The following is a 21483-nucleotide window of genomic DNA, read 5'->3' as shown; positions in this document are numbered from 1 at the left end:
TGCAACGCAGGAGGAGTGGGGTATGGTCGATATTGTTTCAAGCGAAGCAGGAATTCCAAGGCCGGAGCATCCGCTTGACCGGCCAAACGGCACCGGCAAATGGTTTCTGCCGGCCTTTGCCGTCATCATTCTGGGCGGCCTTGCCTATGTCGGCTACGCGCTCAGCCAGGACCTGACCAGCACCATCGCGGTGCCGTGGATCCTACTTGGGCTGGCGCTGCTGATCGCGCTCGGCTTCGAATTCGTCAACGGTTTTCACGACACTGCCAATGCGGTGGCAACGGTGATCTACACGCATTCCATGCCGGCTGAGCTTGCGGTGATGTGGTCCGGCTTCTTCAACTTTCTGGGCGTGCTTACCGCCAGCGGGGCGGTCGCCTTCGGCATCATATCGCTGCTGCCGGTCGAATTGATCCTTCAGGTCGGATCGAGCGCGGGGCTAGCCATGGTCTTCGCGCTGCTGGTCGCAGCGATCATGTGGAATCTCGGAACCTGGTATCTCGGCCTGCCGGCCTCGAGCTCGCACACGCTGATCGGTTCGATCATCGGCGTCGGTCTCGCCAACCAGTTCATGGCCCCGGCCGGCTCCGTCACCAGCGGCGTCGACTGGTCGCAGGCGTCCAATGTCGGCCTGTCGCTCCTGATCTCGCCGCTGGTCGGTTTTGGCCTGGCTGCACTGCTGCTTCTGGTGATGAAGCTGCTGGTCAGGAACCGCGAGCTCTACGAGGCGCCCAAGTCGAGCGCGCCGCCGCCGCTGTGGATTCGGGCGCTGCTTATTTTCACCTGCACCGGCGTCAGCTTTGCCCACGGCTCCAATGACGGGCAAAAGGGCATGGGCCTCATCATGCTCATCCTGATCGGCGTCGTGCCGACCGCGTTCGCGCTCAACCGCACACCGGACGTGAACTATCTCGAAGCTTACAAATCGGCGGCGACGCAAGTCGAAACGGTACTCGGCAAATACGTCAAGCCCGGCGTCGTCGTGACTGACGCGGCGACCGCGGTCGGCGACGCCGTTCGCACCAAGACCTGGAAGGACGAGACCACGCCTGCCCTGCAGAGCTTCATCCACGACACCAGCGCCATGTTGTCGCCCTATCCGTCCGTGGAAAAGCTGCCGACAACGCTGGTCAGCAACGCCCGCAACAACATCTATCTTATCGGTGAAGCGCTGAAGCTGATCGACAAGAAGAAGCTGCTGCCGATGGAGGCAGACGACCTGAAGGCGGTGACGACCTACCATAAGGCGGTCGACAACGCGACGAAGTTCATCCCGCTCTGGGTCAAGGTCGCCATCGCGCTGGCGCTCGGCCTCGGCACCATGGTCGGCTGGAAGCGCATCGTCGTCACCGTCGGCGAGAAGATCGGCAAAAGCCATTTGACCTACGGTCAGGGTGCGTCCGCCGAGCTTGTCGCGATGGCGACGATCGCATCGGCCGACTATCTCGGCCTGCCGGTCTCAACCACCCATGTGCTGTCCTCGGGCGTTGCCGGCACCATGGCGGCGAACGGCTCGGGCCTGCAATGGTCGACGGTGCGCAACATGCTGATGGCCTGGATACTGACCCTTCCGGTCTCCATCTGTCTTGCCTTCGTGTTGTTCGTCATCTTCCGCCAGGTGTTCTGAGCGGGGGCAGGGTTTGACCAGAATGTCGCGGCACCGGCCCCGGCGCCGCCCTGATCACCTGAACGTGCATCGTTTCGGCGGCGGCCATGAATGACGCATCGCATCTGACATTGCTTGCCGCGGACGACCAGCATCATGCTCCCGGGCTGGTCTGGGCCTATCATGCCGCTCCCGGCAAAGCTCCCGAACCGCTGGCGCCCCGAGACATAGAGGCCGCGCTGGCCTCAGCGGGCGGCTGGGTCTGGCTGCATGTCGACCTTGTCGACCGGCGCGCCCATTCCTGGGTCAGCCATGCCTGCGCGCTGCCGGCGTCGGCTCATGCAATCCTCGAAGGACATGAGGACAGCCTAGTGCTGGCGCATGAGAATGGCGTCGTCCACGGCATTTCGGCCGATCTGCATGGCGAGATCACCCATCAGTCGACGACCATCGGCAGATTGCATTTTGCGGTCTCGGAACGGCTGCTGGTCACCGGCCGCCGGCATCCGCTGGCGGCAGTGGAGGAAGTGCACACGGCCCTTGCCGCGGGGCTGCGGCCGGCCACGGCATTCGAGCTGTTCGAAATGCTAGTCATGGCTTTTTGCAAGACCACCAGCCTGCGGCTCGCCGCGGCAACGAAGCGGCTGGATGCAGTCGAGGATCATCTCGTGACCGAGCGGCTTGCCGACGAAAAACGGCAGCTGAAGGATGTGCGCCGCCTTGCCGTATCCCTGCATCGGCCGATCTCGGCCCTGGCAGCGCTTTTCCAGGACGAAGACCGTTCCGCCTGGAACCTTTCCGCCGGCGCACATGAAGTTCTGCGCCGGCTTGCTGCGCGCCTTGAACGGCTCGACCGCGAGGTCGTCATGATCAACGACCGGGCAAGGCTGCTGCAGGAGGAGCTTGCGGCTGAGCTTGCCGACGAATCGAACCGTAGCCTCAAGGCGCTGGCGGTGATGAGCGCGCTGCTTTTGCCAGGAACCCTGATCGTCGGCATTTTCGGCATGAACACAGGCGGACTGCCATTTGCCGAGAGTCCCAGCGGCTTCTTCCTGGCGATGCTGCTGGCGGTTGGCGCGACCGGCCTGTTCTACTGGCTCCTACTGCGCGCCGGCGCCAATCTGCGGTTCTGAGGCCGATTAATGGCGGCGTTCGTTCACCTGTGTCAAAATACGGGCTGCCACCTCGAAACCACGCCATCCCGCCTTCCGAAAATCGGTTCCGATTTTCAGGCCGATGCGCTAGAGCCTTTCGGGATTGAACCGTGCCTTTAACCCGGAAAGGCTCCCACCGCTGCCCATGCCCCATCTTCCCGAGCATCTTCTCACCGGCTACCGCAATTTCATGAATGGCCGCTATCTCACCGAGAGCGGGCGTTATCGCTCGCTGGCGCGAGAGGGCCAGGCACCGGAAACGATGATCGTCGCCTGCTGCGATTCCCGTGCCGCGCCCGAAGCGATCTTCGATGCCGGGCCGGGCGAGCTGTTCGTGCTGCGCAATGTCGGCAATCTGGTGCCGCCCTATGCGCCAGACGATCAGTTCCACTCGACATCGGCGGCGCTCGAATTTGCGGTGCAGAGCCTCAAGGTCAAGAACATCGTGGTGATGGGCCACGGCCGCTGCGGCGGCATCCGCGCAGCGCTCGACACCACGGCCGCCCCATTGTCGCCGGGCGATTTCATCGGCAAATGGATGAGCCTGATCGCGCCGGCGGCCGAGACCGTGTCGTCGAGCACCTTCATGACGGCGACCGAGCGCCAGACGGCGCTGGAGCGCATCTCGATCCGCTATTCCATTGCCAATCTGCGCACCTTTCCTTGCGTCTCGATCCTCGAAGGCAAGGGGCGGCTATCGCTGCACGGCGCCTGGTTCGACATCTCGACCGGCGAGCTTTGGGTGATGAACAAGGACACCGGCGATTTCGAGCGGCCGGAGATGGAGTAGGAGACAAGGCATGACGCGACTTCGGGACGCGTTCGCGGCTGCGGCACTGCTGTGCTCGGCAGATTTCGCCCGTGCCGACGATAGCGCGATCATCGATCGCTGGTATTCGGCACTGCTCGTCGCCGACCGCAGCGAATTGTCGGACCTGCTCGCCGACAACGTCCGCATCAAGCTCGACGACCTCGGCGTCGTGCAAAGCAAGCAGGAATTCATCGCCTCGATCGCCGAGTGGCAAGGCGCCGTCGCCGGGGCCGAAATCCGCCACCGGATCGAGAAATCGGAGAGCGGCGTCACCACTGTGATCGCCTGCTATGATTTTCCCAGCAACGACATGCTGATGCAGGAGACCTTTGCCGTCGCCAACGACCAGATCACCGCCAGTTCGCAGGCCGCAATCGCCGAAAACTGCGACGGCTACTGACGGAGTTTTCCGCCCAGGGCTTTTTTGGTGACGGGCGCTGGAATTGCCGCGTTATCTCGCGTCTAAAAAGCGCACTGTCATCGTAATTCCCGTAATTCCACCCAATATCGAAGTCTCTAAAACGATATAGACGACACGATTGCTCGGGCAACGTCCAATTCTTTCAGACAATCCGTGTCATTAGCCATACCGACGTATGTCATAAATACAACATCATTCCCATTCGACAAATACCAGGCAGATAGCAATTGATCCACGGCCTCTGACAATACGCCAACAGAGATTATACCTTCAGACTCGTTGTTTGTGATATGACCTACATCTATGGAATTATTTTGGCAAAACTGAATCATAAATGGTCTCAGAACGTTAAAGTCTACGGTTGGTTTTTCTCCGCTACGATACTTCGCAATAGAGAATTGAACCGCGCCGCCGCCGTCCGTTTCTTTGGCTAAGGTAGGTGGCGACCCCTCTGGAAGATCGCCGGTTATATCTACCCATCCGGCAGGTAGGTCGAACGTGAGGCCATAGAATTCTACTCTCATTAAGGTTCCTTTGGATCAGGTGTCAGGATACGAGTGGAAGCCTCAGTCGAAGGAAAATGCAGGTTACAAGATAATAATCTTGGTACGCATAGAATTCGGCTCGAACGATACTCACGGCACCATGTGGGCACGCGTCGGCGTTAACCAGGCGTGCTGTTGCGCGCAACCGGCCGGCGCCTTACATCGGTGACGATCCGCCTCCTCCCGCCACTCAGCGAAAGTTTGCCCATGCCGTCCACCGTCGACCTCGCCGCCCATCCGCTGACCGCATGGCAAGGGCCGCTCGGCCTGCCCGATTTCACGCGCATCGGCGACGGCGATTTTTCTCCGGTCTTCGACGCGGCCCTCAAGGCGCATGAGGCCGAGATCGAGGCGATTGCCGGCAACACCGGGACGCCGACCATCGACAATACACTTGCCGCGCTCGAGCTTGCCGGCGAGGCGCTCGACCATGTCTCCTCGATCTTCTGGTGCCGCGCCGGCGCCCACACCAATGAGGCGATCCAGGCGCTGGAGCGCGACATCTCGCCAAAGATGTCGCGGCACTTCTCGGCAATCTCGATGAACGAACGCCTGTTCGCCCGCATCGACCACCTCTATCAGCGCGGCGATGCTTTGAAGCTCGATGCCGAAACGCTGCGGGTCTTGGAAAAGACCTGGAAAAACTTCGTCCGCTCCGGCGCCAGGCTCGACGCCGAAGGCAAGAAGCGGCTGGCCTCGATCAACGAGGAATTGTCGTCGCTCGGCACCAATTTCGGCCAGAACGTGCTTGCCGACGAGCGCGACTGGGCGTTGTTCCTCGACGAGGCCGACCTTGCCGGCCTGCCGGAATTCCTGAAAAGCTCGATGGCGGAAGCCGCCGAGATGCGCGGCCAGAAGGGCCGCTACGCCGTCACTTTGTCGCGTTCGATCTACGAGCCGTTCTCGACCTTCTCAGAACGCCGCGATCTGCGCGAGACGGCGTTTCGCGCCTTCATCATGCGTGGTCAGAATGGCGGCGCCACCGACAACACGGAAGTGGTGCGCGACATGCTGCGCCTGCGCGCCGAGAAGGCGAAGCTGCTCGGCTATCCTTCCTACGCCGCATTGAAGCTCGACGATACCATGGCCAAGACGCCGGAGGCGGTGCACGCGCTGCTCGATCCGGTCTGGGAAAAGGCGGTGGAAAAGGCCGCAAGCGACCAAACCGAATTGCAGCGGCTGGCGGCCGAAGCCGGCAGCAACGAGAAATTCGCTGCCTGGGACTGGCGCTTCTATCAGGAGAAGCTGCGCGCAGAGAAATTCGCCTTCGACGAGGCCGAGCTGAAGCCGTACCTGCAGCTCGACCGCATCATCGAGGCCTGTTTCGACGTTGCAACACGATTGTTCGGCATTTTTTTCGAGGAAAAGAAGGGCATTGCCACGTGGCACCCGGACGCTCGGGTTTTCGTGGTGAAGAATGCCGACGGAAGCGAGCGCGGCCTGTTCCTCGCCGATTATTTCGCGCGACCCTCGAAGCGCTCCGGCGCATGGATGAGCGCGCTGAAATCCGGCTACAAGCTAGGCGATGGCTCCAAGCCGGTCATTTACAACATAATGAATTTCGCCAAGCCGCCGGCCGGCGAGGCAGCCTTGCTGTCGGTCGACGAGGCCAAGACCCTGTTCCACGAATTCGGTCACGCGCTGCACGGCATGCTGACCGACGTCACCTGGCCATCGGTCGCTGGCACCTCGGTCAGCCGCGATTTCGTCGAGCTGCCCTCGCAGCTCTACGAACACTGGCTGACGGTGCCGGCGGTGCTGGAAAAGCATGCGCTGCATGTTAAGACCGGCAAGCCGATGCCAAAGGCGCTGGTCGACAAGATGCTGGCGGCGCGCACCTTCGGCGCCGGTTTCGCCACGGTCGAGTTCACCGCCTCGGCGTTGGTCGACATGGCCTACCACGCACGCCCGGATGCGCCGGACCAGCCGCTTCGTTTCGAAGCCGAAACGCTGGAACGGCTTAACATGCCCGACACCATCGCCATGCGTCACCGCACCCCGCATTTCGGCCACATCTTTGCCGGCGACGGCTATTCGGCCGGCTATTATTCCTACATGTGGTCGGAAGTGCTCGACGCCGACGCGTTCGCCGCCTTCGAGGAAACAGGCGATCCCTTCAATCCGGCGCTGGCCGAGCGGCTGCGCAAGAACATCTACGCCGCCGGCGGTTCAAAGGACCCGGAAGAACTCTACACCGCCTTCCGCGGCAAGATGCCTTCCCCGGAAGCGATGATGGCCAAGCGCGGGCTGGTGTGATGCATGCCCGCTCTTGTCACCGTTCTCTTTCCATCCTGATTGATCTCGGCTGTCATGGCGGCGGGTTGCGCACCGCCTGATCCGGTTTCCGCCGGTCCCGTTCGGCCTCGTTGGCTGCGGCCGCGTCGTTGAGGTGACTGCACTTAATGCGGTCTCCATCGTTCCGGCCGAAGGAGCCGCGTTCATGGCGGCGCTACGGGCTGTGCGGGGGTAGGCAACGACAGCTTGCCCGATAGTGTGCTGAAGGTTCTGCAAAAAGTTTTGGAGAGAGAACGGGGCTTGCTCTGAGGGGCGAGCGGCCATGGCACGGTGGTGACGTTGCGATCACCGATTCCCGTGGAAGGGGAAGTGCCATGACCAATCGAGACGTTAGACTGAGCAGAGGCGAGTTGAAAGCGTTGCTGTTGTCGGATGAGGACGGCTTTCGCCAGGCATTGCAGACTGTCGTGCAGGAGGTTCTTGAAGCCGAGATGACGGAGGCGATCGGGGCCGAGAAAGGGGAGCGGACGAGTTACCGGTCCGGGTATTACGAGCGCAAGCTGGTGACGCGGGTCGGGGTGCTGGAGCTTCGCGTTCCGCAGGATCGGGCTGGCCGGTTCTCGACGGAGTTGTTTGAGCGCTACCAGCGTTCGGAGAAGGCATTGGTGTCGGCGCTGGTCGAGATGTACGTGCAGGGCGTCTCGACCCGCAAGGTGAAGGCGGTGACGGAGGAATTGTGCGGCCACTCTTTCTCGGCCTCGACGGTGAGCGAGGCGACGATGCGGCTGGATGAGGCGCTCAAGGCGTTCTTCACGCGGCGGCTCGAGGAAAGCTATCCGTATCTCATCTTGGACGCGCGCTATGAACGGGCTCGCGAGGCGGGCGTGATCGCCAGCCAGGCGGTGCTGGTGGCGATCGGCGTGGATTGGGAGGGCCGGCGCCAGGTTCTGGGCGTGGAGCTGGCCAACCGGGAGAGCCATTCGAGCTGGCGCGAGTTCGTGACGGGGCTCAAGAATCGCGGGCTCGCCGGCGTCGAGTTCGTCGTCTCCGACGACCATCCGGGGCTCAGGGCGGCAATCCGCGAAGTGCTGCCCGAGGCGGTCTGGCAGCGCTGCTACGTGCACTTCCTCAGAAACGCGCTCGACTACGTGCCGCGCAAGGTCGACGACGATTGCCTGATGGAGCTCAGATGGTTCTACGACCGGCGCGACCTTGCCGAGGTCAAACGCGACCTGGCGCAGTGGATCGCCAAATGGCAGGCCAAATACCCGAAGCTGGTCAACTGGGTGGAAGATAACATCGAGGAGACGCTGAGCTTCTATCGGCTGCCGCTTGCCCACCACAAGCACATGAAGTCGACGAACATGCTGGAGCGGCTGAACCAGGAGATCAAGCGGCGCACCCTGGTCGTTCGCATCTTCCCCAACCCGCGGAGCTGTCTGCGGCTGGTTCGGGCATTGGCGGTGGAGATCCACGAGAACTGGCTCGAGGCGACCCGCTACCTCAACATGGATCATCTGCGCGAGCACAAGAAGGAGAGCCTGAGGGCCTTGGCCGCCTGAGCACCGTCATGTGTCCGCCGCTCCGCTAAACACGGGAGCTGCGCGGCGGACACGCCGACGTCACCGCAATGCCACGCCATTTTGCAGAACTTGACGCACACAACTCCGAAGTGGCGGAGAGGGAGACCTTCGCTGGCAATAGGATGCTAATGATTTCAATGACTTAGCTGTTTAATAAGAGCTAAAACCAGAGCTAAAACCAGAGCTAAAACCAGAGCAAGGGTTGGCTCACAACCTCGCGCTTTGCTTGGTGTGACGCCGGTTCCTGTACGTTTGGTGCTAACAGCCGTGTAGTCAACTGTCCCGCAGCGACTTGCCCCGGAATGCCAAGCTCTTGCGCGGTTGGCCGCTTTTTTTGTTCGCTGGTGCCGCAGTTTGGTTAATGGGGGGCTTCGTGGTTTAGATCGATGCCGCCCGTTCCCCCAAAACGGTTGTCTCATGCGGGGGCCGGGTGCGTGCAAGTCTGTAGCAAAATTTCGGAGCAAGCCGGATTTCGCTGAGCCGGCGCCACAAGCGCTCGCGATGGGCGATCAGCACTCATGCGGCTCAGGCAGACATTTCGCCGTCATCCTCATCCTTGTCGGCGTGATCTTTTCTGTTTCCTCACGAAAATGTCGTGGCATAACCAGTGCGGAGAAGCTTCCTCCTAATCGACAGGCGGGGCGGTGCCGAAGCTTCGAATAGGCTCCACCACCCCACCGTCGTCTTCAGACTGTTCCGCCAGAGACTTCGCTGCCACGAGGACATTCATCGGCAACATAGTGCGACGGACTAGCCGGCTAAGATCAAGCGCACCGCCTGTTCGCGTGCTCTGTTTAACTGCCTCACGCATGTAACTCACCACCCAGTCAGGAATGCTGAGAATTGTGTTGGCCTGACTGGCGGCATCGAAATTTCGGGGACGGTGACCTTCCGGGCGTATTGCCCGAAGCTTGCGCAAGCTGCCAGCCTGCGTCGATTCCACTACAAAGCCATCTCTGCGCCACAGTTTCTCGATCGCTTTCAGCCTGCCAATCGATTCGCTTTCCAAATGGAACGTAGTGTGTGGTGTCGGATAGAGGCTCCAACTCGCGGACACGCTGCTGGTCCTTGCAGGCCGCCACAACGTCCATGGCGAATTCCCGTCGAGGCCAAGCGCGACGTCGTCGAGCCTGCTGTCCATCGCTGCGTCAGACGATGCCGTCGCCTCTATGAAAGCTTGGAAACCGACATTGAACAGCGGCAAGTGCCCAGCTAAAGGTTCCCTCGGCCACTCTTTGGAGATCAGTTGCCTCCAAAGGCGCAGAGCAACGACGTCGGGCGCATCCGCACCAAGCAGCTCACCCAAATTTTCGACCACGATCGCGAGACGTTGGAGATCGTTGGGATCCGGTTTGGGATCGCGTCGAAGCTTGCGAATCAAAAAGTGCGCGCCTAGCAAGCCGAACAGTGGGTTTCGATATTTGCCCCAGAGCAAATAGTCGAGAGTTTCAGGGTCAGGTCCAGGGCCGCCGGTCACAAGGTCTGCAATGCCCCGTTCGTAGGCATCAATCAACGCATCGGACGGATCGAAGCCGACCCCAGAAGGCCGCATAGATATAGAAGCGGTCGGAAGCTGGGGGCGACCCTCATAAGTCAGAATAAATACGTGTGTGTCCCACCCTTTCGCGATGGGGATCGGCAGGATTGAAATGTCTCCTTCAGAGCCAAAGTAAAGCAGGTCAGAGGTCCCCGGCTCCACGAGATGCAGTGAGTTTCCCTCGTAGATGGCGATATTCTTGCCTCGGTTGTTTAGCGACAGCGATAGCGATCTTGCCATCGGCGTCGCATCGCCCGGCTGCCGCGAACGCACAGAAACGAAAATAGCCTGGCCGCCCTGCGAAGCATCCCATTTGCTTGCATCGACTACCGGATCGGTCAGCCACTCGTGCTTGTCTATTGTGCTGGATAGCAGAGTCGCAGAAGCGCGTCGGGGAAGGTCGAACTGCTGCTCAACCGGTTGATCGCCCACATCAATGTCGTAAGTGATAGATGCCTCCGCATGATCAATGCGGACCTGATAATGTCCCGGAATAAGCTGCTTGCTGACAGAACCAACGCCGCGAGCGATAAGAAAATCGTCGCGAATTATGCTAATGTCGCCGGGCCGGGGTGTGGGCGCGTCCTGCTCAGTGTTGCTGCCGGTCAGGCTGCTCTTCACCGAGATTGAAACCTGCGTGCCGACTCCTTTCCCGCCGTCAGCATATTTCTCCAGCAGTGGTTTGCGATCTGGAGGACCAAGATAAATCTTTGTGTCTGCGGGGACTGCTCGAACTGTCTGCTCTTTGGGTCTTGCAAGATCCGGGACTATGATCCTCAGTCGGTCGAGGAGGTCGCTAAGTTCGATCGTCCCCTGTTTGAGCACTGTCAGCAGACCGGCGGTAAAGTAACCCCGAATCTCCTCATTGACCTCTCCTTCAAATGTGGGCTCGTACTGATCGCTCCCAAAGAGAATCGCGGAATAGCGGTGTCTTGCGTCCGGGTCCCCGCACTCCAACTCGCTTTGCTGCCCCAGCGGAACCACGGCTCGAACGCGGCAGCAGTCGAGAAAAAAGACGCTTTCTGAAAATTTCAAACAGCCAATCGAGGCCTTTATGTAGCTTTCCAAATGAAGAGCAGCGCCAGCATCGAGTGGTGACCAGTTCGCGAGACAGAGCGACTGTTGCTGCCACGAACCGGCACGGCTATGGCCGTGCCCAGTGAAATAAAAATAAAAGCGCCGCCGCAACTTTCCCTCGGACTGATTACGGATCGCGCGAAAGGCATCGTCGATCATCCATTGCCGCGGGCCTAGTGGCTCAACAGTCGAAACGACGAGCTTTGCATTCTCCGGCGCGAGGCCGCCGCCGTCCTTATGAATTAGCCAATCGCGAAAATCAGTCGCGTCCTTGACCGAACCCTTGAGCGATTTCGCGCCCTTGTTCCACTCCGGATAATCGTTGACGCCAATAACCAAGGCATAGTCGTCCGGTGCGTGGGTCATGGTGTTGCTCCCACTATGAAGCGGAGGCTAGCAAGGGTAGCCGGATCGTCGTCGAAACTGCCGTGGTGAAGGGAATTCGTTTGGAGGCCCTGCGCGGTACGGGCGGGGCTTGGAGAATAAGCAAGCCGGTTACCCTCCTGCAACCAAAGGCGCACATCGTCATAGTCACGTCCGGCTGAGGTCGCCGCGCGTCGAAGGTAACGATCCATGCCGACAATGGCCGCATCGGGGCGATCCTCGAAGCAACCAGAGACCATGTAGAGGAGCGATCGAGGATAGATCGGGCCGGCGATACGATCCTGCTTTTCCGCGGCATCGGTCATCGTGAACATTCGGAAGCGTTTGAAAATCTGCGGCCCGCGAGGAATCCAACGGGCGAAAAGGTCCAGACGGACGGCGGGCGCCAGGAAAAGGATATTGCGCAACCGGATTGTGCGCCGGTCAGCTTCAATCGCTGCCAGCATCTCACAGATAGCGATCGATCCAGCGCTGTGGCCCACGACATCGATGATCATTTCCGGCCGGGCCGCCTGCAGCGCTTCGAGCCGCCGCAGCATATATCCCCCACCGTGGCCGTTCACGCCGGGCGTTGCCCCATCGTCGGTCCACATCCGCTGCGCTTTTGCCTTCATTGCGTCCCAGGCGAACTTTCCAACGTCGCCAAGATAGGCAGCGCGCAGCAACTCCTCCACTGCGGTTGGAAGAACATCATGCGCCGTCTCGCTGCGGTAGCGGCGGATCACGGCAACGACGACCTTACCGATGAACAAAGCAACGCCAGTAATAGTCGCGCCTCTCGCACCGTCCTCGAGGTCCAGTTTGCGGCGAATCGGATCAGACCCAAGCACTGCCAAATCGATCAGATCAGGTAACGAAGGGTCGGCCGCAAAATCATATTCAAGGTCGCTAGCGATCGCCTCCGCGTCGAGGTCATCAAGTCCGCTGCTTTTTGCACTCGCGGCCAATTGGGCGGCATCGGCCTGGGCTGCAAGTGCGCCATCAAGCGCCCTTGCACCCTCCGGTGTCTCAAGCATGGCTTCGATTTCTGCGGCAGCGAGTGGGCCACCACCTATGCCCTTGGCTCCGCCGTCATCGCCGACACCTGCCTTGGCTAGCACCCAAGAAAGCGCCTTCTTGAAGACCTTGGTTTCCGTGATTGACAGAAGGTTATCGCGGAACGTTTCGGCAAGACCCGTCTCCCAAATAATCCCTACCGAGGCTGCCGTCGATCCGTAATTACCCGACATCCGTTCCGCGCTTATGAGCCCGGACGCCTCGTTTACCAGCCCCCCATGAAAGTAGAGTACGAGCTGTGAGGCGTCGCCCAACGCATCGCCTAGCAGGTGATCGACATCGGCGGGCGTGCTCGATAATTTTCCGCTCGCCGCGAACCTGCCATCGGCGCCAAGATTGATCCAACATTGCGATGCCATGACTGCCCTCCCAATCCACGCTGAGGATTTGGCGTAGTTCCGAACCGCGCGGGCTCGATGGAACATTAAGTGACCGTATCGACAAACGCAGTATGAAGTGGACCTTCCATCGCGTCGACGCGGCCAGGCTGGATGCGGCGCCCGTGTTGCTCTCGCGCGGCATTTCACTGAAATCAGTCGCGGCGGAGGTCGGACTCTACTCGCCCAGGCGGCTTCCGAAGCACTCGAACGGCGCTTCGGCATCCGAGACCGCGGCCCGGATTTCGGATGAAGATCACACGCTGCAGCGGATTGCGGCGGAACTGACAGACACCAACAAAATGTCGTTCGTGGCAGAACGGCCAGACGGCTCGATTGCCGGCTACGCGATGGCTAAGATGAATGAAGCCGGCGACGTCATGGTTGACCGGCTCCACATCGATCAAAGCGAGTACGGCACCGGGCTAGCCGCTAATATATTGCACGCTGTCTTTGCCGCCCATTCCGGCATCCCGAGCATCGCACTCGAAGTGCTCGAGGGAAACGACCGGGCAATGGCCTTTTACCGCAAACATGGTTCGAAGTGGTCGATCGCAGGGCCGCGTCGCACGGTGCAGAAGGCCATGCATCGTTGATTATGCGCAAACTGCTATCTCGCGCCTAGTCGGAACTCGCGCATCGAACAGTACATCACGTCTTCCGTCCCCAGCGCACCGGCGGCCTCCCCGCTCGCAATCCAAATAGACGTCTTTCAGCTGTTTGATTGGCATGTCAGCGTGAGCGAACGCGAGGTCCTGAGAAGGCTCGATCGCGCGCTCGCGGACCAGCCAAAGGGGATCTCGGCCGAGGCGTAGCCACTGCCGGCGGCCAACCGTCTCGGGATCGAGGCCCAAGCGATCCTGGTGCGCTCGATCGTCGTGCCGGCCGCGCCTGCCTCCGCATGACGGATGGCGCGGCTTCGCAAAGCGCACATGATTTCGTCACGTAAGATGCCGATGTCGCCAAGAACGTCATCGGGTAAACGGCTCAACTGGTCCGTTGCCGACAAGAGAGCTTTTCGCTCGGCGCGGAGGCGTAAACACCTGCGAAATGGACCAATGGCGGCAGCATGAATTATGACCATGATCAGATCGTCCCTTCATTGATCTGAATTGACCGGTACGGAACGGCGCGAATGGCACTCCGGGCGAGAGCGTCAGCCGTCCGCGAGGCAAGTTAGGCGTAGTGGTCGATGGATTGGTTTTGCCGCGGCGTGCCCATACGGCGGGCGGTGGCTGGCCCCGGGCCACGCATGTAATAAAGCTCCGGGCGGTAGCGCGGCGCGACGAATTTGCGAAACCCCGCAGCAAGTTTTGTGACGGGAGCCAAGAATTTCATGACTGTTCCCTTTCCCTTCGCCGGCTTGCACACGAGCCGGCGGGCCTGACGTTGCAACAAGGATATGACAGTCGAACCAGGCTCGGCTGTGGGAATTCCCACACCGGGGAAAACATTGGCGAAATCCGCTCCCAGTTTGCATCCCGGAAAGCGGGGCCTGCGGCCATCAAATTTCCTTGGATAGGGAGTAAGGTGAAGTACACTTGATTGAACAAGAGACCGTTGTGACAGGCTCTCTGGCCTTCATCTCAAGACTTTGCGATGCCGACCTCGCCGCGCTGACCAAACGGTGGCACGAGCGCAGCTATCGACACAACGAGCTAATCATTTCCCACGGCGACACTGGTCGCGATGTCTTCTTCCTGCTGGAAGGACGGGCTCGCGTGACACTGGTTTCAGCGGACGGCAGGGAGATAGCGTATCGCGATGTCGAACCGGGTGACATTTTCGGGGAGCTCGGAGGCATTGACGGGATTGCACGCTCTGCCAGCGTAGTCGCGCTGGAGGCAACCCGCGCTGCACGGCTGTCCGGCACAGCATTCCGGGATATCGTGATGACCCACCCGACTTTTGCCTGGATGCTGCTTGAGCATCTGTCTGCCCAGCTCCGGCGCATGACCGAGCGGGTATTCGAATACAGCACTCTGGTCGTGCGAAAACGGCTGATCGTCGAGCTCCTGCATCGGGCGGAGAAAGCCGCACTCGCGGACGGCGAGGTGTCCATAAGCCCGGCACCGACGCATTCCGAGCTGGCGGCAACGATGAGCACGCACAGGGAAGCGGTCTCGCGCGAAATGAGCGACCTCGCCAAGAGAGGCCTGATCGAAAAGCGCGGCAGCAGGTTATTGCTGCATGACGTCTCGGCACTACGGGCGCTGGTCGACAAGAAGGAATAGCGAAGGCTGTCGCTGCGGCGGGGGGCACCGCACGTTTCATACTCCTCGCCGCAAGTGATTATTCCTTCCGGCAAACCGGGCAACCTAGCGTGCCAGCGCGCGGGTCGGGCTTTGATCGCTTCACCCCTTGCAAGAATCATGACTCGGCTTCTTGATGCGGGCACGGAACGTTATCCCCAGCCTGCTTGCAGACTTACAAGGGCGGATCGAAGGGTGAAGCCGCATGGACGTTAAATACCAAATCTTCGTCAGCTCGACCTATGCCGATTTGGTGGACGAAAGACGGTCGGTCATCGAGGCCGTTCTTAACCCTCGGGCATATTCCTGTGGGGATGGAGGCATTCCAAGCCAGCGACGACACTCAATGGGATTACATTAAGCGGCGCATCGATGACAGCGACTACTACGTACTCATCGTAGCGGAGCGGTACGGCTCAGAGTTGAAGGGTAAGAGCTACACCCAGATGGAGTACGAGTACACCGTCGCCCAAGGCGTGCCTACCGTGGCGTTTTTGCTCGAAGGCGGTGCTCGCAAGACGTGGGCCGCGGAAAAGGTCGAGTTCGAGAAAAAGGCCAAACTCGAGAGATTCCGAAAGCTGTATGAAAAGAAGCTCGTTAAATATTGGCGCAACAAGGACGATTTGGCGGGTAAGGTTGCGATGGCTATTAGACGTTATGACCGTGGTCTGAGCGGCGGCCCGCCCTTCTAGCTTGGCCGACCGATCCACCGCACGATTTCATAGGCAGGCATCGGGCGGCGAAAACCCTTCAGCGTCAGTTCGCCAACAAGAACGGATTCGACCAGCGACTCGACAGCGCCGAGGACCCGTTGGCTAACAAGAATCTGGCGCGATTTGGCCTCCTCGCACAATCGGGCGGCATGGTTCGACACAGTGCCGATGACGGCATAGTCCGAGCGCTGATCAAAACCGATGCGCCCGATGGTTGCGTGGCCCCTGGCAATGCCGATCCCAAAGCCAAGCAAATAGTCGCGCTTGCGCCATCGCTCTGAATGCTCGTCAATCGCGTCGCGCATTGCAGCAGCCATTGAGACAGCTCTCTCGCTGTGGTCGGCGCATGCCAGTGGATCGTTGAAAACCACGACGATACCGTCGCCCACGAACCGCTCGAGAGTCCCCTCGTGGCGGACAATTTGTTCACCAAGACAGGAATGATACTCGGCAAGAACGGTCATGACTTCTTCGGGTTCGGCGGTCTCTGCGAAGGCAGTAAAGCCGCGCAAATCGCAAAAGACAACGGTCACCTCGCGACGGTGGCTCTGCAAGAGCGCATCTCCATTGCCCGCCGCAACGATGAGGTCGGCGACCTGTTCGGGCAGGAACCGCCTAAGCCGCGCCATTCGCTCGAGCTCCGTCACCTGGTCGGCCACGGTTTGCTCGAGCGAGCGGTTCCAGTCGGAAAGTTGCGCGGCTTGGTCCTCAAGGCGTTTGGCTTGGCTCGCGACAGTGTCGTGAAGCGCCTTCTGACGCAGCATCGAGCGCACCCGCGCTAACAGCGCCCTGTGCTCGAAGGGCTTTGTCAGATAGTCGTCGCCACCGGCGTCCAGCCCATCGACCACGTCGCGCGTGTCGGCTTTCGCGGTGACCAGAATAACGGGGATCGACCGCAGCGATTGATCGTGCTTGAGCATGCGTACCACACTGATGCCGTCGAGCTTCGGCATCATGATGTCGAGCAGGATCAGATCCGGCGTGAGTTCGCGGGCTTTCGCAAGCCCCTCTTCCCCATCGGCGGCGGTTGCAACTTCGTAGCCATTCGCCTCGAGGCGCATGCGCAGGATCTCGAGGTTTTCCGGAGTATCGTCGACCGCGAGAATGCGAGGCGGATCGTGCAAAGCGCTGCCTCCCTCAAGAAAGGAACCCGCGAATCTCGGAAAGCAGCTGGCGCGGACTGAAGGGCTTGGCAATGTAACCATCGCACCCAGCAGCAAGGGCTTTCGCCTCGTCGCCCGACAACGCGTAGGAGGTGACGGCGATAATCGGAATGTGCCGGAGCGCCGGGTCGGCCTTGATGCGGCGGGCCGCTTCATACCCGTCGATCACCGGGAGCTGAATGTCCATAAGGATCAGGTCTGGCCTGTGCGCTCCTGCTGCAGCGATGCCGGCGGCGCCGTCCGCCGCCTCGATCAGTTCGTATTCGGTGGTAGCAATGAGATCGCGGATGATCTGGCGGTTGTCCTCGGTGTCTTCCACCATCAGGATTCGTTTGCTCATGCGGCCCTCACGTCCTCATTCACCCGGATTGGTACCTTGAGACGGAATGTCGACCCTGACCCGATCACGGACTCGACGTCTATGGTTCCGCCATGCATTTCGACGATGCGCTTCGAGATCGCCAGGCCAAGACCCGTACCGCCCTTCTGCCTGGTACTGCTGTTGTCGACCTGCTGGAATTCTTCGAAGATGAGAGCCTGGTCCTTGGACGCGATGCCGGGACCGGTGTCTCGGACGGTCATCTCGAAGTGCCCGTCGACCGCATCGGCAAGAATGTCGACCGCACCCGTTTCGGTGAACTTGACGGCGTTGCCTGCAAGATTGAGCAGGACCTGCGTCAAACGGCGTTCGTCCCCGCGGCCGATTGGAAGGTTCTCGGCAACAGTCGTTGAAAGCTCAAGACCCTTCGCTCGTGCCAGCGGCTCTACAGCCGTAACTGTCGATCGAACAATCTGCGCGACGGAGTAGTCCTCGATCGCCAGTGTGAGCTGGCCGGCTTCGATCTTGGAAAGGTCGAGTACGTCGTTGATGAGCCCGAGGAGGTGACGACCGTTTGCCTGCACGCGCGCGACGGTCGTCTTTGCCTTGTCCGGGAGTTCGCCGTAGATGCCGTCGACCAGCAGCTCTGTGAAACCCAAGACCGAATTGAGCGGTGTCCTGAGTTCGTGGCTCATATTCGCGAGGAACTGGGACTTGTGGCGGCTAGCTGCCTCCAGCTCCCGGCTTTTCTCCTCGATCTCACGGAACAGCTTGGCATTCTGGATCGCGAGCACCGATTGGGCTGCGAAGGTCTCCAGCAGGTGGACAACTTGCTCATGGAAGGCACCTGGCTTGTAGCGCCTGACGACCAGTGCACCGACGATCTTGTTGGGCCTCAGCAGCGGAACGATCAGGATACCGCGATATCCGGCTTCGACGATCGTCTTTCTTACAAGGAAGGATGAGGCCTCCTCGCTGAGGTCGGGAAACTGCACCGGCATGCAGCGCTCGGGTGCGTCGCCGATCCCCATGTCGGCCAGCCCGATCGTCTGGTGTGAGACTGCGGCTATAAGCTCATCGCTCATACCGAAATTTGCGCGCGGACGGAATTGCTGCCGCGTGCTGCTGAACACGTAGATGGTGCCAGCATCCGTCTCCGACAACTGGACCGCTTTGGCGACGATCGTTTTCAGCACCGTGTCGAGATCCAGCGTCGAATTGACCGCCTTGCTCACTTCACCAAGCGCCTCGAGCTCACCAACAGACGCGGCAAGCTCGCGCGTCCGTGACTGCACCGCCTCGAAGAGCCGCGCATTCTCGATGGCGATCACCGCCTGGTCGGCAAATGTCTCGACGAGCGCGATCTCCTTGAGATTGAAAGGTTGCGGCTCAACCCTCGTCATGACGAATACGCCAACGAGATCACCTTCCCGCGACAGCGGGGCAGCGAGGACGGTGCGGAATCCGCCTGCCTCAGCGATCAAGGCAACGCGGTAGTCCGGATCAGCGGTCACGTCTTCGATTTGCACGATCCGCCGTTCTTCGATTACGCGCCCTACGGCGGAGCCTCGGCCTGCGGCGAGCGCGGGAAGTGGATTGGCGTCGACATAAGCACGGAAACTGGGCGGGTAGCCATGCGTCGACACATAGCGGAATACGCCATCCAGCAACTGCACGATACCACCCTTGTCGGCACGGCAGAGCCTGACAGCCGATTCCACCAACGTATCGAGCACGACCTGCAGATCGAAGGTAGAGCGGCTGATGACCTTCAGAACGTCTGCAGTGGCTGTCTGCTGCTGAAGGGCTTCGTCGAGCTGCTGGGTGCGTGTCTCAATCTCCTGATACAGGCGCCCCAGCTGGTCGGAGGTCTGGTTGACGTTAGCGGCGAGCACTCCAAGTTCGTCGCGATTGGCGACGGCAACCTGTTGGGCGAAGTCGCCGGCCGCTATCTGGCTGAGGCGCGTCTCGATCTTCTTGACCGGTTCGATCAACGACCAGGAGATGATGTAGCCGAGCCCCAACGCCAGCAGGATACTGCCCACAGCAAACGAGACCACGATCAGTCTGGACGTGCCGTACGCACCCTCGGTCGTTTCGATGGCCACTACCATGTCGGCCTCGGCCATGTTGACCAGCTGGTTTGTCAGCCGCTCGAGGCTATCAGCCGACGGTATGATTTCATCAAGCTGAACCTTGCGCGCCTCCTCAGTGCGGCCGGCGCGGACGAGCTCTGCCACGTGCGTCACCCCGGCCGTCAGCCGTTCGTACTCTTGCCTGACCTGGCCAAGCACTTCCACCTCGGCTTTGGCGACGAACTCCATGCGGTCGAGGTCGTAGCCGAACTGGTTGAGCTGGCGCAGCGCCGCATCCAGCATCCGGTCGTCCTGAAGCAAAAGGGCGGTGGAGATGCCGTAGAGCTGGGTGGTCGTATCGTGCTGGACCTGGCGATAGGCTGCTATCCGGCGCTGCAACTTGATCAGCTCGTTTGTTTGATCATTGACCCCACTCAGCACCTGCAACCCGACGGCCCCGAGCACGATCAGCAGGCCGACAATCGACAGGAACGCGATCAAGAGCTTGGTCTGGACGCGCGCCGGCAGCCGGGCAACCCAGCCAACGAGCCGGTTCGTTATGCTATTTGGATTCGTCCAAGAGGCTGAGAAGGTCATCCCGGAACTCCTCCAGGTCGAACCGGACACCAAGATACTGTACTCGCAAGATGCCACCGGGGTCCACGAGCGACGTCAACAAGTTATGGTCGACATCTCCGTTCGCCGCCTTCTTCGCGATGACCCCGTATTTCCGTCCAACCTCATGGACAATCGCCGGATCACCGGTAAGAAACGACCAGCCCTTCAGATCGGCGCCAAAATTCTGCGCATATTCCTTCAAAACATCGGGCGTGTCGCGCTCCGGGTCGACGGTGATCGAAACGAAGGCGATTTTCGGTCCGAATGCACTACCCAACTTTTCCTGCACGCTGGCCATATGGGCGGTCAGCATGGGGCAGACGTCGGTACAGTACGTATAGATGAATGAAACGGCGACCACCTTGCCGCGAAAGTCGTGCAGCGACACACGCACACCGTCCTGCGATACCAAGGTAAAGTCCGGCGCCTGTCCGATCGTCGGCAGGCGCTCGTCGTGCGGCGCGTCGTGCGCGTGTGCCGGCCCGGCCATCAGCGCCAGCAGCAAGATGCGCGCCGCCCACTCGCTCACGTTTTCATCTCGCGCTTGACCTCGTTGAAAAAGCGCCAATCCGTGCCGTTCGCGATGATCTCGTTTGGGTTCGACTTGACAATCCCGGCTTCATGCAGCCGCAGCGAGAAGAACCTCATCGTGTCCTCGGGATCGAAGTCGCGCCAATCAGAGTATGGGAGCTCGCGGAGCGACTGCACGGCGTAGTCGTATTGTTCGGTGTGTCCGCCATCCACCAGGAGGCGTGCCACCCGTTCCGGTTCGGCCGCGCAGATGTCGGCCGATTTGATGATGGCCCGGATGACGCGCTTGGTGGCAGCTGGATTTTTCTCGGCATACGCAGCGTTGACCGCCAGCATGCAGCAGTAATATTGCGACCACGGCCGGTCCTTGGAACTGTCGAGGATGACGTGGCCGACTTTGCGGGCGCGGAGGTCTTGAGCCTCAGGCGGAAAAGCCAGGAAGGCGTCGACCTTGCCCTCGGCGAAGAGCTCCGCCGGCTTTGCCTCGCCGACGATCCATTCGATGTCGCGTTGCGGATCGAGGCCGACATAGGTCGCCATGGCACTGACGAAGATATGCGGATCCGACGATAGATTGCCGCCGACGCCGACTTTGCGGCCCTTGAGATCCGCGATGCTCTTGATGTCCTCGCGTCCGAACAACTCGTAGCAGCCGACATGCACTCCGGAGATCACCTTGATCGGGGCGCCAGTGTCGACTGGAATGATTAGGGCCGTGGCAAAGTCAATGCCGAAGTCGATGTCGCCGCGCGCCAGCATCTCGGTCTGGGCGATACCAGCTTCGGCGGCCACGAAGCCGAAATCTGAGAACCCCTCTGCGCGGATCAGATCCTCGGCGACGTACTGCGGAGCAATGCAGATACCGGGCGCCGCCGCAAAGCGGGCGATTGTGGTTTCAGGTGCCGCTTCGGCGGCGGCCGCGTTGCGGCCCTTTGCAAGACCCACACCTGCGAGCGCGGACAGGCCTGTGAGGAAACGGCGGCGGTTCTGGATGATCTGCATAAGCCTTTCCTTCCCTGATGGGAC

20 protein-coding genes are annotated in these 21483 nt (G+C 60.5%); 11 read left to right on the top strand and 9 right to left on the bottom strand.

Translation table 11 applies throughout. The features are described 5' to 3' along the window. Window positions 1-22 precede the first annotated feature (22 nt). The 4 genes from NKI67_RS05205 to NKI67_RS05190 all read left to right on the top strand — a co-directional run bounded on the left by NKI67_RS05205 (window position 23) and on the right by NKI67_RS05190 (window position 3971). Window positions 23-1627: an inorganic phosphate transporter gene (locus NKI67_RS05205; protein ID WP_352644614.1), complete on the top strand. Its 1605-nt coding sequence runs from the start codon at window positions 23-25 to the stop codon at window positions 1625-1627. Window positions 1628-1713: 86 nt separating this feature from the next. After that, window positions 1714-2739: a transporter gene (locus tag NKI67_RS05200; RefSeq protein WP_352594108.1), complete on the top strand. Its 1026-nt coding sequence runs from the start codon at window positions 1714-1716 to the stop codon at window positions 2737-2739. Between the two features lie 166 nt (window positions 2740-2905). Next, window positions 2906-3550 carry a carbonic anhydrase gene (locus NKI67_RS05195; RefSeq protein WP_352636927.1) on the top strand — a complete coding sequence of 215 codons (645 nt, stop codon included), beginning with the start codon at window positions 2906-2908 and terminating at the stop codon, window positions 3548-3550. A gap of 10 nt (window positions 3551-3560) precedes the next feature. Then, window positions 3561-3971, top strand: a complete 411-nt coding sequence (locus tag NKI67_RS05190) for a nuclear transport factor 2 family protein (RefSeq protein ID WP_352636928.1) — start codon at window positions 3561-3563, stop codon at window positions 3969-3971. 116 nt (window positions 3972-4087) lie between these two features. On the opposite strand, the gene NKI67_RS05185 is transcribed toward NKI67_RS05190, so the two are convergent. Further along, complete coding sequence (locus tag NKI67_RS05185) at window positions 4088-4516, bottom strand: hypothetical protein (RefSeq protein ID WP_352636929.1); 429 nt, start codon at window positions 4514-4516, stop codon at window positions 4088-4090. 222 nt (window positions 4517-4738) lie between these two features. Here NKI67_RS05185 and NKI67_RS05180 point away from each other — a divergent pair, with 222 nt between their 5' ends. Together NKI67_RS05180 and NKI67_RS05175 are read left to right on the top strand one after the other, a co-directional pair. Then, a complete protein-coding gene (locus NKI67_RS05180; protein WP_352644680.1) occupies window positions 4739-6793 on the top strand; it encodes a M3 family metallopeptidase in 2055 nt (684 codons plus the stop codon). Between the two features lie 353 nt (window positions 6794-7146). Continuing rightward, a complete protein-coding gene (locus tag NKI67_RS05175) occupies window positions 7147-8334 on the top strand; it encodes an IS256 family transposase (RefSeq protein WP_352644611.1) in 1188 nt (395 codons plus the stop codon). A gap of 646 nt (window positions 8335-8980) precedes the next feature. On the opposite strand, the gene NKI67_RS05170 is transcribed toward NKI67_RS05175, so the two are convergent. Beyond that, window positions 8981-11335: a caspase family protein gene (locus NKI67_RS05170; RefSeq protein WP_352644609.1), complete on the bottom strand. Its 2355-nt coding sequence runs from the start codon at window positions 11333-11335 to the stop codon at window positions 8981-8983. After that, window positions 11332-12768, bottom strand: a complete 1437-nt coding sequence (locus NKI67_RS05165; protein ID WP_352634296.1) for a hypothetical protein — start codon at window positions 12766-12768, stop codon at window positions 11332-11334. The genes NKI67_RS05170 and NKI67_RS05165 overlap by 4 nt, the downstream gene beginning before the upstream one ends. Window positions 12769-12860: 92 nt before the next feature. On the opposite strand from NKI67_RS05165, the gene NKI67_RS05160 reads away from it, so the two are divergent. Beyond that, window positions 12861-13382, top strand: coding sequence for a GNAT family N-acetyltransferase (locus NKI67_RS05160; protein ID WP_352634294.1), 522 nt, complete (start codon window positions 12861-12863; stop codon window positions 13380-13382). Between the two features lie 580 nt (window positions 13383-13962). On the opposite strand, the gene NKI67_RS05155 is transcribed toward NKI67_RS05160, so the two are convergent. After that, the gene (locus tag NKI67_RS05155; RefSeq protein ID WP_167522729.1) at window positions 13963-14124 is read right to left on the bottom strand and encodes a hypothetical protein; all 162 of its coding nucleotides are present in this window, start codon (window positions 14122-14124) and stop codon (window positions 13963-13965) included. A gap of 224 nt (window positions 14125-14348) precedes the next feature. Here NKI67_RS05155 and NKI67_RS05150 point away from each other — a divergent pair, with 224 nt between their 5' ends. The 3 genes from NKI67_RS05150 to NKI67_RS05140 all read left to right on the top strand — a co-directional run bounded on the left by NKI67_RS05150 (window position 14349) and on the right by NKI67_RS05140 (window position 15730). Further along, entirely contained in the window at window positions 14349-15020 is a 672-nt protein-coding gene (locus NKI67_RS05150; protein WP_352634292.1) for a Crp/Fnr family transcriptional regulator, read from the top strand. 223 nt (window positions 15021-15243) lie between these two features. Continuing rightward, window positions 15244-15399 carry a DUF4062 domain-containing protein gene (locus NKI67_RS05145; RefSeq protein ID WP_352634290.1) on the top strand — a complete coding sequence of 52 codons (156 nt, stop codon included), beginning with the start codon at window positions 15244-15246 and terminating at the stop codon, window positions 15397-15399. Beyond that, the gene (locus tag NKI67_RS05140) at window positions 15347-15730 is read left to right on the top strand and encodes a DUF4062 domain-containing protein (RefSeq protein ID WP_502902158.1); all 384 of its coding nucleotides are present in this window, start codon (window positions 15347-15349) and stop codon (window positions 15728-15730) included. Before NKI67_RS05145 ends, NKI67_RS05140 begins: the two co-directional genes overlap by 53 nt. Here NKI67_RS05140 and NKI67_RS05135 read toward each other — a convergent pair. From NKI67_RS05135 to NKI67_RS05125, 3 genes are read right to left on the bottom strand one after another with little or no spacing between them, the layout of a single operon-like run. Next, a complete protein-coding gene (locus NKI67_RS05135; RefSeq protein WP_352634335.1) occupies window positions 15727-16875 on the bottom strand; it encodes a response regulator in 1149 nt (382 codons plus the stop codon). The two genes, NKI67_RS05140 and NKI67_RS05135, sit on opposite strands and share 4 nt — an antisense overlap. Window positions 16876-16888: 13 nt before the next feature. Beyond that, the gene (locus tag NKI67_RS05130) at window positions 16889-17236 is read right to left on the bottom strand and encodes a response regulator (RefSeq protein WP_246501742.1); all 348 of its coding nucleotides are present in this window, start codon (window positions 17234-17236) and stop codon (window positions 16889-16891) included. A 14-nt stretch (window positions 17237-17250) separates the two neighbouring features. After that, window positions 17251-19362 carry a GAF domain-containing protein gene (locus tag NKI67_RS05125; protein WP_352644606.1) on the bottom strand — a complete coding sequence of 704 codons (2112 nt, stop codon included), beginning with the start codon at window positions 19360-19362 and terminating at the stop codon, window positions 17251-17253. A gap of 144 nt (window positions 19363-19506) precedes the next feature. Here NKI67_RS05125 and NKI67_RS05120 point away from each other — a divergent pair, with 144 nt between their 5' ends. Further along, a complete protein-coding gene (locus NKI67_RS05120; protein ID WP_352644604.1) occupies window positions 19507-19896 on the top strand; it encodes a hypothetical protein in 390 nt (129 codons plus the stop codon). Here the strand turns inward: NKI67_RS05120 and NKI67_RS05115 are convergent. Both NKI67_RS05115 and NKI67_RS05110 read right to left on the bottom strand, forming a co-directional pair. After that, window positions 19871-20455, bottom strand: a complete 585-nt coding sequence (locus tag NKI67_RS05115) for an SCO family protein (RefSeq protein WP_352644602.1) — start codon at window positions 20453-20455, stop codon at window positions 19871-19873. The genes NKI67_RS05120 and NKI67_RS05115 overlap by 26 nt on opposite strands. Then, the gene (locus NKI67_RS05110) at window positions 20452-21459 is read right to left on the bottom strand and encodes an ABC transporter substrate-binding protein (RefSeq protein ID WP_352595952.1); all 1008 of its coding nucleotides are present in this window, start codon (window positions 21457-21459) and stop codon (window positions 20452-20454) included. The genes NKI67_RS05115 and NKI67_RS05110 overlap by 4 nt, the downstream gene beginning before the upstream one ends. Window positions 21460-21483: the final 24 nt, after the last annotated feature.

The organism is Mesorhizobium sp. M0408 (genome assembly GCF_040321495.1).
Classification (GTDB): Bacteria; Pseudomonadota; Alphaproteobacteria; order Rhizobiales; family Rhizobiaceae; genus Mesorhizobium.
The sequence above is the reverse complement of the archived record's forward strand: the minus strand, read 5'-3'. Positions and strand labels throughout refer to the sequence as shown.